Source organism: Vibrio anguillarum (assembly GCF_001989995.2).
Lineage (GTDB): Bacteria > Pseudomonadota > Gammaproteobacteria > Enterobacterales > Vibrionaceae > Vibrio > Vibrio anguillarum.
On record NZ_JAHGUP010000019.1, the window covers coordinates 24,786 to 37,785 of the forward strand.

A 13,000-nucleotide genomic window follows, 5' to 3' on the forward strand; every position below is an offset into this window, starting at 1 on the left:
TTCTGCGCTCAAGAATAACGCTTAAAATTCGCTTAACTTTCCTTTAGTGGAACTTGACCTTGCCCTAAAGGTAAGGTTTATGCTTCTAGCTATTGAGTTGGTTTACGGGGAATTTATTAATGAAACGCTTTCAATTGCCTTTATCAGGGCTGAAATGCATGGGTTGCGCGAAGAAACTTGAGCAGCATCTCAAACAAGAATTTGAGGTACAAATCCACCAGCTGTCACCCACATTCATCGAACTGAGCACTTCGGCCTCTTTAAGTGAACTCATCGCCGCTATCGAATCCTTAGGCTATCAAGCCTTGCTCAGCACGAACAGCGATCCTCTGCCCTCATCGCAACCCACAACCTTGGTTAGCGATACACAGCCACTCACACAAGAGACAGAAGTCTCAACAACGGGTTTGGTTAGTACCCACTTACTGATCCAAGGAATGACTTGCGCAAGCTGTGTTTCTTCGGTGGAAAAAGCACTTCTAAGCGTTAACGGAGTACAAAAAGCGCAAATCAATTTAGCGGAACAAAGCGCCTTAGTGCTCTCGCAAGCAGATATCGCTAACCTTGAACTGCAATTGCTCAATGCCATTACTCATGCAGGCTACCGTGCAGAGCGAGTCGATGACCCAGCCCAACAACAAGAAAAACAAAAACAGCAATCACTTGATTTACAGAAGCAGCATAAAACCAATGCACTACTAGGTTTAATGGTGGGTATCCCGTTAATGCTTTGGGGCCTTCTTGGGGGCAGCATGATGATTGTGACCACTCAGCAACAAATATACTGGGGCGTTATCGGCATTGTGTGCTTAGCCCTATTAGCCACCGCTGGCCGCCACTTTTTTAGTCATGCTTGGCTTGCGTTAACTCATAAGCGCGCCACCATGGATAGCTTAGTCGCCCTAGGAACCGGAGCAGCTTGGGCCTATTCAATGTTGGTAGTGATTTACCCAACTTGGTTTCCCGTCGCCTCGCGTCATGTGTACTTTGAAGCCAGCGCGATGATTATCGGTTTGATTTCACTGGGCCACTACATTGAGGCGAAAGCCAAAGCGAAGACAACTCAATCCTTGCAAGCCTTAATTAACTTGCAGCCACAACAAGCAACACGCATCACAGCGCAAGGCGATCAACAGATTGCGGTTGAATTAGTACAACTTGGTATGCAACTGCGCATAAAACCGGGAGAAAAAGTGCCGATAGACGGCAAAGTCCTCAGCGGTGAATCTTATGTTGATGAATCCATGCTCACTGGTGAGCCGATCCCCGTCCTAAAAGTGACAGGTGATGCCATTGCGGCAGGCACCATCAATCATGATGGCAGCTTAGTCATCGAAGCCACCGGCGTAGGGGCGCAAACCATGCTCTCGCGCATCATCCAAATGGTGCGTCAGGCGCAAAGCAGTAAACCAGCCATTGCCAAACTGGCAGATCAGATATCCGCTATTTTTGTACCGACAGTGGTTATGATTGCCCTATTTTCTGCTCTGATTTGGTACTTTGTAGGCCCTGAACCTAAGGCCAGTTATATGCTAGTGGTTGCGACAACAGTATTGATCATTGCTTGCCCTTGTGCCTTGGGTTTAGCTACTCCACTCTCGGTTACAGTAGGAGTTGGTAAAGCCGCTGAAATGGGTATTTTGATCAGAGATGCCAATGTATTGCAATCGGCAAGCAAAATCACCACTGTAGTATTTGATAAGACAGGTACGCTCACTCAAGGTAAACCAACTGTTCAGAACTTAGTCACGTGGGGAATTGAAGATAGCAAATTGTTAACCCTTGTTTACGCTTTGGAACTGCGCTCTGAACATCCTCTTGGCAAGGCTATCTGCCATTATGCGCAACCGCTGGTATCAACCAGCGCCGAAGTCGAGCAATTTACCAACCTAAGAGGCAAAGGGCTAATGGCAAACATTGGAGGCGATTCCGTCGTCGTTGCCTCTTTATCGCACCTTGAATCACTGGGCGTTCCTCTTACTCAAGCACAAACGGCCATTGAACACTACGCAGAACAAGCTTGGACACCAGTCGCGGTTGCCATTAACGGTGAACTCAAAGGTCTCATCGCAATTGCTGATCCAATCAAACCTAACGCTGCACAAGCTATCGGCACACTGAACAAAATGAACATTCGTACCGTGATGCTAACCGGAGATAACCAAAGCGTGGCCACTGCAATAGCCAAACAACTAGGCATACAGCAAGTGATCGCTCAAGTACTTCCGGATCAAAAAGCACAAAAAATCGTGCAGTTACAAGAGAAAGGCCAAATCGTCGCCATGGTCGGTGATGGTATTAATGATGCGCCAGCCCTGGCGCAAGCCGATATTGGTATCGCAATGGGCAGTGGCAGTGATGTCGCAATAGAGAGTGCGCAAATGACATTGCTCAACTCCTCACCGCTTGCCGTAGTCAATGCTATCGCTCTTTCTAAAGCAACGGTAAAAAACATGAAGCAGAACCTATTGGGCGCGTTTATTTATAACACCTTCGGCATTCCCATTGCCGCTGGCGTGCTTTATCCCGCTTTTGGCTTTTTACTCAGCCCTGTAGTTGCAGGAGCGGCAATGGCTTTGTCCTCAATCACAGTCGTGAGCAACGCTAACCGCTTACGTCTATTTAAATCCCCTTTTCACTCTTAGAGGTTAGATAAAAATGAAAATGATCACAGCCGCTATGCTTAGCACCTTGTCTCTTATGAGCTACTCCGCATTCGCCACGGTGACCGAGATGACCAATTACAAATCCCCTTATTGTGGCTGCTGTACTGAGTGGTCCACTCACATGCAACAAGCAGGATTTAAGGTTAACGAGCAATTGCAAGAAGATATGACGGCGATAAAACAACAATTGGGCATTACACCCAAGCTCGCCTCTTGCCATACAGCCGTTATCGACGGCTATGTTTTCGAAGGTCACATTCCAGCCACAGACATTCAAGCCTTTCTCGCTAATCCACCGAAAAATGCCAAAGGGTTAGCCGTGCCCGGCATGCCAATCGGTTCTCCAGGTATGGAATCTGGTGATAAGAAAGAAGCCTATTCGGTTTTTGCTTTTAACGAGCAAGGTCAGGTGTTTGAGTTTGCTCACCACGAAGGTAATTGATTTTATGTAATAAAGCCTCCGACAGATGCGGAGGCTTTCATTGGGGTGCCTTGATATGGCTACAGTTATTTAACGCTAGTAACTCGGCTGACTCGCTCGCCTGAAGCAGAGATAGAACGGATCCAGACCTCACCGGACACCTTCGGTTGTTCAATGCTCGAGTAAGTAAGCCATTGTTGACCATCTAATGAGTATTGCAGCTCAACACCTGGGAATGACGAATTCATCGACAATTTACCCGCTTCAATCTTAGCTCCGGGAATTGGCAGGCGATAATCAATGCCAGCTTTTTCCAGTTTCGCCAGCTCACGTTGCCCAACAATATTAGCAAAACGAGTCCAATCTTGATTCAGTGCAGACTTATTGACTAAGTTGGTTTGCTGAGAATATTCAACCCCTACTTTATAGTCGTTTTCCCACTCCGCTTTATGCCAAGCACGTTCAGCGGCAGCCAACACTCGAGGGAAAACCATATATTCATACTGCTCATCATTACGAACCGTTTCTGACCACAATTGAGCTGACAAGCCGTAGAATGGTTTCGACGTCACCTCTCCTTTACCGACAAAACCATTACCATCACGATCTAATGAAGTTTCAGCGTTTTGCGGCATATTTTCCGGTGCAAAACCAAACATTTTGCGCGTATCGGTCGCACGGGTGGCCCAGTAATAACCGCGCTCTTTAGGATCCGCCTCATAAGGCATATCCATGTAGACATAATCAGGGTTAGAAACAATTACGTCGTAACCTTGTTTTGCCCATTCATAAACAGAGCTTGTACCGCCCCAATAGAGGACATCCCAAAAGTTCACACGTGTATTGCGCGTGGCAAAAGCGGATTCTCCCTCGCTGTATTTCAAGCCATCTTGCCATGCTTGGAAATTCTCAATCCCTTTATCGGCGACAATTTCCGACACTTGCTCAGCAAAATAACTCGGTAAATGAGCAAAGTCACTTACTACTCCTTGGCTGACTAATGCTTGGCACTGTGGCGATTTCGCAAATGGTTTATCTTGTTGTGAAAGATCTAAGTTACCTTTCCAACTGACTTTTTCCGTCGCATTAATATCTTGGAAACCCGCGCCCAATTTGATGTTTTTCGCCTCATCGCCACCAAAATGCCAAGTCGATAAAGGCATGCCCGCATCACTGTGCATCAAGGCCACTTCAGTGATCACCTTATCCACAAAACGTTTAGACGAGTCTAAACAAGGGTTAATAAAACTCTGCTTATCATAAAACTGAACCGTCGTAACATTGGAGCTGTCTTGAGGATCCATCAAGCGATACTGGCTAGCCTGTTCGGTTTTCCCCTCTTGGCTCAAACGATCAAAACGAGCCTCCATTGAAACAACCGCAGAGCGAGCATGGGCTGGCATATCAATTTCAGGGATCACTTCAATATTGCGCGCTTTAGCGTGCTTGAGGATTTCAATGTAATCGGCTCGACTAAAATAACCCGAGCCAAAGTTATCAGAATTTGGACCGGAGCCAAGCTGTGGCAGCAAGCAGTTTTTCTCATCTAAATCAAAGCAGCGCTGCCCACCAATGTCGGTCAATTCAGGTAAGCCCGGAATTTCTAAACGCCAACCTTCATCATCGGTCAAATGAAGATGTAATTTATTCATCTTATAAGCCGCCATTTGATCTAACGTGGCCAAAATCGCTTGCTTAGAATGGAAGTTACGTGCGACATCCACCATCACACCACGGTAATCAAAACGTGGAGCATCTTCGATGTGGATCACTGGCAGCGCTGTGACATTCTGGCTATCCACTAAACCCAAAATAGATTGAACGGCGTAGAAAGCTCCCGCCTCATCAAATGCACGAATAGAGATAGCATTCGGTGCAATCTCCAACTCATAAGCACCCGATGTCGCCATCTGGTCAGAAAATTCGCTCGGTGTAATCGCAACACCAACCGCCAACTCTCCATCAAGCTTCAGCCCAATCGTTTTAGCACGCGCCTGCAATGCTGAAAACTGATCCGTCGCAAAGTCCTTCACATCAAGCTTAAGGCCGCGAGTAATATCAACAACACCTTGACCAAGCGTTGTTTTTAGAGGCGTTGGTAACAGAGCCGTTGATACATCTTGCAGTGATACATCGCTATTTCTCTCAAATCGGCTGATGGCCGTGGCAAACACATTATTATCGCTGGTGGTGCGTTTGATATTGTCGCCCTCAAGCCCACGCACAAATGACGACGTGTCCTCTGTGTTGAGAGATACAATAAGTTTAGGCTCTGTATTAGGTGCCGCAAAGAATGCACGCGGCATAAAGTCCGTTTCAAACAACTGCCAATATTCAGCGACCAGAGGCAAAACAACCTCTTCGCCCGCAGCAAAACCATCAAATTTATCAGTAGGTTCAAGCTTATGTAAATCACCCGTTAAACGGGTAATTTTGAATTGATCATTTTCAACATCCAGAATCAGTCGAATACTGTGGAAATAGATAGCCCACTGCTTTGAATTCACGGCTTCACCTTGGTTAACCAAGGTCATGTTCACTTTATTACACGATGCCCATTCTGCTTCGAGAGCCTGACATGCCAATCCTTCATCTGCCCCGTGATTCGTTAATACGGTGTAATGAATATCCAAATTTTCCGCCAGCGCATCGACTACTTTCTGCTCTGGTGATTGCAACAAAGAGCAACCTGATAATGTGGCGATAACCGAAACAGCAATCAAACTAGGTTTCAACATTTGACTCACCCTACCTTTAAAATAAAAACCCAATATCCTGTTAAAAGGACTCAAAACAGCAACAAGCATAAAGGCTTGTGACCTAAGGCATTCACCATACAAGGAGTTATTTCTAAGCGTAAAATAATTAGCTACACGAAGTGATCCAGTTCAAATCCTCTAAAATACAATCAAAACAAAACCATTTAAAATCAATAGATTAAACTTGACGTCAAAACCGTAATTTATTATTTGACGAGTTTAACTTGAGAAAGATCACATAAAAATGCATAACAAAAATGAATTTATGAATAGAGATCACTACTCACTACAAGGCGAGAAGTTCATTAAAGGGATTTGACAGGTTAAATCGTGATATAGGTCATAAATTGTAATGACTCATCAAACGTCAAAATGCGCTAAAGTGACGTTTTTTACACATCCTAATGCTATTTATTATCGTGGAATATTGACTGCTATTTTCAATAGTTGAATTTGCTCGGAGAAGGGTGAACAGTGAAAGAGCCTGATAGTGAAAGAGGCGAACCTCTTTCTCTTTGGTAACGAAAACTTACCACTTCCAAATGCAACAAAGCCCCGCATTACTGCGAAGCCTTTAATGTGGTCGGTGAAGAGCCAGATAGTGAAAGAGGCGAACCCTTTTCTCTTTGGTAACGAAAAAGCTCACAGCTTCCAGATGTAACAAAGCCCTGCATTACTGCGAGGCCTTTTAATATGGTCGGTGAAGAGTCAGATAATGAAAGAGGCGAACCCCTTTCTCTTTGGTAACGAAAAAGCTCACAGCTTCCAGATGTAACAAAGCCCCGCATTACTGCGAGGCTTTTAATGTAGTCGGTGAAGAGCCAGATAATGAAAGAGGCGAACCCCTTTCTCTTTGGTAACGAAAAAACTCACCGCTTCCGAATGCAACAAAGCCTCGCATTACTGCGAGGCTTTTAAATATGGTCGGTGAAGAGGGATTCGAACCCCCGACCCTCTGGTCCCAAACCAGATGCGCTACCAAGCTGCGCTATTCACCGAAATTTTTGCTCTGCACTTAGCGAGCAGTTCCGAGCTTTTTGCCTAGAACGGATGCGTATATTACTCATCTAAAACTAAGACGCAAGCCTTTAATCTTATTTCCATCAAATAACAAACTCATTGGCTAAATCACCATCAAATACACATAAAAACGTGACTAATTACACACCAATAGAAACATCAAGTTAACCTATGCAACATAATTGATCCAGATCAGTGTCAGCAAACAGAGCAAACTTTAACTTGGCTGTGTCTTCGAAACTTTGGAGGAAACATGGACTTTTGGCTTGATCTCCTATTTGGTAATGCTGTGGGACTATCTTCAATGATAGTAATCTTTGGTGCTTTTGGTCTTATGCTGTTTTATGGCGGTTTCTTCATTTATAAAGTGATGAATGACAAATCTCCTCACTAGATCGCTTAGCACCTATTGAAAAATAGTGTGACGCTATGCACCGGGGTGGATTATCTGTCTGCTCCGGTTTTTTATCGCGTTAATAACTCTATCTTCTTGATGAATGGCATCATTCGCTACTCAAGAACGGTTCGATAAGAACACCTGTCTCAAAATAGTTTCCATTTTCTCATGCAAATAAAAGCATTCCCTCAGCATATAAATAAAGACGTCAATGCCGTCTATATCTTGTTGAGGAAAAGTGATGGGGAAAGGCTGGAAACCATGAGTGTCATTAAAAACGCCTTGGTTAATTAATATTAACTGCTAAAATATCGCAACGTTACTAGGCAACACTCAGAGTGTTGCTTTCTTTTTATTCACCGCCGTTGGGAAACGTAAGAGCAACCTATGTCACAACAAGCCACCATCCGTTTAAACAAATACATCAGTGAAACTGGTTTTTGTTCTCGTCGAGAGGCCGATAAGTTAATTGAACAAGGCCGAGTAACCATCAATGGACTATTGCCGGAAATGGGCACTAAAGTCACGCCGAACGATGAGGTGTGTATTGATGGTAATCCATTAAAATCAAAAGAAAAACCGATATACATTGCCCTTAACAAACCGACAGGAATCACCTGCACAACAGAGCGCGATATTCCAGGTAACATTGTTGATTTTATTGGCCACCACAAACGTATTTTCCCGATAGGTCGATTAGACAAACCATCTGATGGACTGATCTTTCTGACTAACGATGGTGACATAGTCAATAAGATATTACGTGCTGGTAATAACCATGAAAAAGAGTACGTCGTCCGAGTAGATAGACCCATCACCGACGAATTTCTACATAAGATGGCCTCTGGTGTGGAAATTCTTGATACGGTGACACTGCCTTGCAAAGTAACCCAAGAAACGAAGTTCTCCTTTAGAATTGTGTTAACACAAGGGTTAAACCGTCAAATTCGTCGTATGTGTGAGGCCTTAGGTTACGAAGTGTTTAAACTACGCCGAGTTCGTATTATGAACATCAGCCTAGACGGTATCCCGAATGGTGAATGGCGTTATTTAAGCGACGAGGAAGTCGCTGAAATATTAGCAATGTGTGAGAGTTCTTGCGGTACGGAAGGCGCGTCCAAGCTTGATGTGACGGGTAAGCGTATTCGCAAAGCTACCGATGCAAAACTGTTTGATAGTCGTGAGCAAAATCAAACCTCGACGGCACGCAGAAATCAAAAGCCAAAAACGTTCCAAGGACGCAATGCCGATGAGTTTCGCCATGCTCCAAATACAAAAAGAGCACCGCGCCGACCCACAAATTCATCACAAGGTGCGCCAGCTAATAGCCACAGAAAAAGCAGTACGTTAAGTCTTAAAAAATAATCATCGAACAATGCGTTAATTCTGTTGAGCAATAAAATGACCGTAATGACGCATCACTGAAACAACTATAAAAAACCGAAGCAACTATAAAAAAGGAGAAACTTTCGTTTCTCCTTTAAGACAGCATAAAATTAACGCTTATTTCGTACCAAAAATCTTATCACCAGCATCGCCAAGACCAGGAACGATATAACCTTTATCATTCAATTTCTCATCAATTGCCGCCGTATAGAGCTCAACATCAGGGTGCGCTTTTTCTAACGCCGCGATGCCTTCAGGCGCTGCAACTAAAACGAGAATTTTAAATTGGTTACAGCCGCGCTCCTTGAGCAAATCGATCGTCGCAATCATGGAACCGCCAGTTGCCAGCATTGGGTCAACCACAAGCGCAATTCGCTCCTCAATATTAGAAGCGAGTTTGTTGAAATAAGGGACAGGCTCAAGCGTTTCTTCATCACGATAGATGCCAACAACACTAATCCGCGCACTTGGAATGTGCTCCAAAACGCCGTCCATCATGCCAAGACCAGCACGCAAAATAGGTACTACCGTTACTTTTTTACCTTTGACTTGATCAATTTCAACTGGGCCATTCCAGCCTTCAATCGTCACTTTTTCTGTTTCAAAGTCTGAGGTTGCTTCATAAGTTAGTAGGCTACCCACTTCTGTAGCTAACTCACGAAAACGCTTAGTGCTGATATCCCCTTCCCTCATTAACCCAAGTTTATGCTTAACTAGAGGGTGTTTAACTTCAACAACTTTCATTTTCATCTCCGACGACATTTAAACAAACCTTCGAATTGTACACACTTTTTATGCTAATTTCAGTGCCAATTATAAACAAAAAAACTGACGCAAACGTTTTCCTTTTTGTTTTAAGCCCTGTTAGAATAGCGCCGTTTTCATATCCAACTTATGACCGAGGACTTCCCCGTGAGCGGTAATAACACTTCTCTTAGTTACAAAGATGCTGGCGTAGATATTGATGCAGGCAATGCACTTGTTGAACGAATTAAAGGCGCCGTCAAACGCACTCGTCGCCCTGAAGTTATGGGTGGCATTGGTGGTTTTGGCGCGCTTTGCGAGCTACCAACCAAATATAAACATCCTGTTTTAGTCTCTGGCACCGATGGAGTTGGCACAAAACTTCGCCTCGCATTGGATATGAATAAGCACGACACCATTGGCATTGACTTGGTTGCAATGTGTGTTAACGATTTGATTGTTCAAGGTGCTGAACCGCTTTTCTTTTTGGACTACTATGCCACGGGCAAATTGGATGTAGATACAGCTGCTGATGTGGTGTCGGGTATTGCCGATGGTTGTGTGCAAGCAGGTTGCGCTTTGATCGGTGGTGAAACCGCTGAAATGCCGGGTATGTACGAAGGTGAAGATTACGATGTCGCTGGCTTTTGTGTCGGTGTGGTTGAAAAAGAAGAGATCATTGATGGCTCAAAAGTAGCAGCAGGTGATGCTCTGATTGCGGTTGGCTCTAGCGGCCCTCACTCAAACGGCTATTCATTAGTTCGCAAGATTTTGGAAGTATCAGGTGCCGACAAAAATGAAGACTTGGCTGGCAAAACGATTGGTGAACACTTACTGACACCAACCAAAATTTACATCAAATCAGCGCTTAAGATGATCGCCGAGCACGATATTCACGCCATTTCACACATTACTGGCGGTGGTTTCTGGGAAAACATTCCTCGCGTTCTTCCGCAAGGGACGAAAGCGGTGATTGATGGCAATAGCTGGGAATGGCCAATTATTTTCCAATGGCTGCAAGAAAAAGGGAATGTAACCACTCACGAAATGTACCGCACATTTAACTGTGGTGTAGGACTGATTGTTGCGCTTCCAATGGATCAAGCACAAGCGGCGGTTCAATTACTGCAAGCGGAAGGCGAAAATGCGTGGGTTATCGGTCATATTGCTGAAGCTCAACTCGATGAAGAGCAAGTAGAGATCAAATAACTGATGAAAAGTATTGTTGTTTTAGTTTCAGGAAATGGCACCAACTTACAGGCTATCCTTGATGCGTGTGAAACGAAAATTAAAGATGGCAAAGTAACGGCTGTTTTTTCAAACAAAGCAACTGCTTATGGCTTAGAACGAGCTAAAAAAGCAGGTGCGGCGGCGGTGCATATTGACCCAAATGCCTTTGATACGCGAGATGCGTTTGATGCGGTATTGATGGAGAAAATTGACCAATACGCGCCTGACTTAATCATTCTTGCTGGCTACATGCGTATTCTGAGTGGTGAGTTTGTGCGTCACTATTTAGGACGGATGCTCAATATTCATCCTTCTTTACTTCCTAAATATCCTGGGTTGAATACCTACCAACGCGCGATTCACGCAGGTGATGAAGAGCATGGCACCAGTGTGCATTTTGTGACTGAACAACTTGATGGTGGCCCAGTCATTCTACAAGCAAAAGTGCCTATTTTTGATGAAGATACCGTTGAGATTTTGACTCAACGTGTCCAAGCTCAAGAGTATCGAATTTACCCACTAGTGGCACAATGGTTCGTTGAAGGACGCTTGGAAATGCGTGAAGGTAAAGCCTATTTAGATGGCCAATTACTTGGCATGCATGGTTATGCTTTCGATGAATAAATCGTATCTCTAAATAGTGCGAAAAAGGTTGCCTCAACAGCAACCTTTTTATTGTCATCTCAAATACAATTCAAACAGCAGTAAATAGAACAAGCTTAAGAATAAAAAACTTAAATAGGTGCTTGGCAGCCTGGCTTTGCCGCGGCAAACGGAATGTCAGCTAAGGACTGCGCATTGCCATCAACGTATTCGCCATAATGGAAAATCGCATATTCGCCTGGCTTCATTCGTTGCCAAGTTTCATTTCCCGTCAGTGGCTGAGTCGCAATCACTGACACAACATCATCAGGCGTTGTTTCTTCTTGGAAGTTAATCTCGACATCTTCATCAAGTAAACTTGCTTTCCCAAAGGGGGCGCGTCGAGTAATCCAGTACAGATGATTCGTGCAATAGGTCACCACAAACTCACCATCAGAAAGTAGCATATTAAACACACCTTGCATCTTAAGTTGATCGCAACACTTCGCAACGAATTGAAACATGCTGAGCATATCTTGAGGCGGTTCAGGATAACGCGCTTCTAACTGCTTTAACAACCAACAGAAAGCTTGCTCGCTATCCGTTTCACCAACAGGGCGATAGCGCCCAGTTTCTAGCTGCTGGTGATCAGCCAATTGTCCATTGTGAGCGAACGTCCAATATCTCCCCCACAATTCTCGAGTGAATGGGTGAGTATTTTCCAAATTCACCCCCCCCCGATTTGCTTGACGAATATGGCTAACCACTGCCCGACTTTTTATAGGGTAACTCTGCACAAGCTCTGCAATTTTTGACTGAAAGCTAGGGTTAGGGTCTTTAAAGGTGCGAAACCCCTTCCCTTCATAGAAAGTGATTCCCCAACCATCACGATGCGGCCCCGTGTTGCCGCCACGCTGAATCAACCCAGTAAAACTAAAGCAAATATCAGTCGGCACATTGGCACTCATACCGAGCAATTCACACATGGTTTAATGCACTCCCTTTTGCAACCACAAACACATTAAAAGAAAAGAACGATGTTGAACTTCTTACGCCATCTCTTTTTCAATCAGTTGGATAACGATGTGGATGATCTTGATATGGATTTCTTGGATACGATCCGCGTAGCCGAAGTGCGGGACACGAATCTCGATATCCGCTAAACCTGCCATTTTCCCACCATCTTTACCGGTCAGTGCAATGGTCTTCATCCCTTTGGCTTGGGCCGCTTCAATCGCTTTCAAAATGTTCCCCGAGTTACCAGAAGTCGATAGGCCAAACAGGACATCGCCTTTTGAGCCCACCGCTTCCACATAGCGAGAGAATACAAAATCGTAACCAAAATCATTGCTAACGCAAGACAAATGGCTTGGATCTGAAATAGCAATACCAGGATAACCCGGACGATTCTCGCGATAGCGCCCCGTTAGCTCTTCAGCAAAGTGCATTGCATCACAGTGGGAACCGCCATTACCGCAAGAGAGCACTTTTCCGCCTTGCTTAAATGAGTCGGCAATCAGTTTTGCGGCGGCCTCAATTTGAGCGATGTTATGCTCATCATTAAGAAATTTGTTTAGCACGTCAGCCGCTTCGGTCAATTCACTTTTAATTAAATCCTGGTACATAGATATATTCTCTTTTTAATCTGTTTACCGATAGGCTCCATCAATCAAGAGCCAGTAACAGGCTTGAGTTTACCCAAACCATCCTTTCTGTCGATAGTTCGACTTCAAGAATTGTTGTTTTCTCCCGCTTCCCACCCCAGAAAGCCCTCTATGGGTTGTTTATTTTGAGG

General features: G+C 44.5%; 10 protein-coding genes and 1 tRNA gene. 6 read left to right on the forward strand and 5 right to left on the reverse strand.

Annotated elements, in window-relative coordinates; all coding sequences use genetic code 11:
- The first annotated feature begins 119 nt into the window (after positions 1 to 119).
- Positions 120 to 2,645 carry a heavy metal translocating P-type ATPase gene (locus PL85_RS04850; RefSeq protein ID WP_174223800.1) on the forward strand — a complete coding sequence of 842 codons (2,526 nt, stop codon included), beginning with the start codon at positions 120 to 122 and terminating at the stop codon, positions 2,643 to 2,645.
- 13 nt (positions 2,646 to 2,658) lie between these two features.
- Positions 2,659 to 3,108 carry a DUF411 domain-containing protein gene (locus tag PL85_RS04855; RefSeq protein ID WP_081245276.1) on the forward strand — a complete coding sequence of 150 codons (450 nt, stop codon included), beginning with the start codon at positions 2,659 to 2,661 and terminating at the stop codon, positions 3,106 to 3,108.
- Between the two features lie 65 nt (positions 3,109 to 3,173).
- Here PL85_RS04855 and PL85_RS04860 read toward each other — a convergent pair whose 3' ends face one another.
- Together PL85_RS04860 and PL85_RS04865 are read right to left on the reverse strand one after the other, a co-directional pair.
- Positions 3,174 to 5,825: a beta-N-acetylhexosaminidase gene (locus PL85_RS04860; protein WP_115339226.1), complete on the reverse strand. Its 2,652-nt coding sequence runs from the start codon at positions 5,823 to 5,825 to the stop codon at positions 3,174 to 3,176.
- Between the two features lie 942 nt (positions 5,826 to 6,767).
- Positions 6,768 to 6,844: transfer RNA gene (locus tag PL85_RS04865), tRNA-Pro, on the reverse strand.
- 275 nt (positions 6,845 to 7,119) lie between these two features.
- On the opposite strand from PL85_RS04865, the gene PL85_RS04870 reads away from it, so the two are divergent.
- Together PL85_RS04870 and rluF are read left to right on the forward strand one after the other, a co-directional pair.
- Complete coding sequence (locus PL85_RS04870; protein ID WP_010319399.1) at positions 7,120 to 7,260, forward strand: DUF3149 domain-containing protein; 141 nt, start codon at positions 7,120 to 7,122, stop codon at positions 7,258 to 7,260.
- Between the two features lie 390 nt (positions 7,261 to 7,650).
- Positions 7,651 to 8,628, forward strand: a complete 978-nt coding sequence (gene rluF, locus PL85_RS04875) for a 23S rRNA pseudouridine(2604) synthase RluF (protein ID WP_094132453.1) — start codon at positions 7,651 to 7,653, stop codon at positions 8,626 to 8,628.
- Between the two features lie 138 nt (positions 8,629 to 8,766).
- On the opposite strand, the gene upp is transcribed toward rluF, so the two are convergent.
- Entirely contained in the window at positions 8,767 to 9,393 is a 627-nt protein-coding gene (gene upp, locus PL85_RS04880; protein WP_026027908.1) for a uracil phosphoribosyltransferase, read from the reverse strand.
- 168 nt (positions 9,394 to 9,561) lie between these two features.
- Between upp and purM the strand changes: the two genes are divergently transcribed.
- Together purM and purN are read left to right on the forward strand one after the other, a co-directional pair.
- Positions 9,562 to 10,602, forward strand: a complete 1,041-nt coding sequence (gene purM / locus PL85_RS04885) for a phosphoribosylformylglycinamidine cyclo-ligase (protein WP_010320092.1) — start codon at positions 9,562 to 9,564, stop codon at positions 10,600 to 10,602.
- Between the two features lie 3 nt (positions 10,603 to 10,605).
- On the forward strand, positions 10,606 to 11,247 hold the full coding sequence (purN, locus tag PL85_RS04890; protein WP_017047307.1) for a phosphoribosylglycinamide formyltransferase: 642 nt from the start codon (positions 10,606 to 10,608) through the stop codon (positions 11,245 to 11,247).
- 110 nt (positions 11,248 to 11,357) lie between these two features.
- Here purN and PL85_RS04895 read toward each other — a convergent pair whose 3' ends face one another.
- Complete coding sequence (locus PL85_RS04895) at positions 11,358 to 12,191, reverse strand: class II glutamine amidotransferase (protein ID WP_017049703.1); 834 nt, start codon at positions 12,189 to 12,191, stop codon at positions 11,358 to 11,360.
- A gap of 63 nt (positions 12,192 to 12,254) precedes the next feature.
- Positions 12,255 to 12,830 (reverse strand): D-sedoheptulose 7-phosphate isomerase, encoded by a 576-nt coding sequence (gene lpcA, locus PL85_RS04900; protein WP_010320095.1) that lies wholly within the window; start codon positions 12,828 to 12,830, stop codon positions 12,255 to 12,257.
- Positions 12,831 to 13,000: the final 170 nt, after the last annotated feature.

What these genes read in the sequence shown, in the direction of transcription:
- PL85_RS04855 (WP_081245276.1), top strand. Translation starts at nt 2,659, where the DNA reads ATGAAAATGATCACAGCCGCTATGCTTAGCACCTTGTCTCTTATGAGC.
- PL85_RS04895 (WP_017049703.1), bottom strand. Translation starts at nt 12,191, where the DNA reads ATGTGTGAATTGCTCGGTATGAGTGCCAATGTGCCGACTGATATTTGC.
- purN (WP_017047307.1), top strand. Translation starts at nt 10,606, where the DNA reads ATGAAAAGTATTGTTGTTTTAGTTTCAGGAAATGGCACCAACTTACAG.
- lpcA (WP_010320095.1), bottom strand. Translation starts at nt 12,830, where the DNA reads ATGTACCAGGATTTAATTAAAAGTGAATTGACCGAAGCGGCTGACGTG.
- rluF (WP_094132453.1), top strand. Translation starts at nt 7,651, where the DNA reads ATGTCACAACAAGCCACCATCCGTTTAAACAAATACATCAGTGAAACT.
- PL85_RS04850 (WP_174223800.1), top strand. Translation starts at nt 120, where the DNA reads ATGAAACGCTTTCAATTGCCTTTATCAGGGCTGAAATGCATGGGTTGC.
- PL85_RS04860 (WP_115339226.1), bottom strand. Translation starts at nt 5,825, where the DNA reads ATGTTGAAACCTAGTTTGATTGCTGTTTCGGTTATCGCCACATTATCA.
- PL85_RS04870 (WP_010319399.1), top strand. Translation starts at nt 7,120, where the DNA reads ATGGACTTTTGGCTTGATCTCCTATTTGGTAATGCTGTGGGACTATCT.
- upp (WP_026027908.1), bottom strand. Translation starts at nt 9,393, where the DNA reads ATGAAAGTTGTTGAAGTTAAACACCCTCTAGTTAAGCATAAACTTGGG.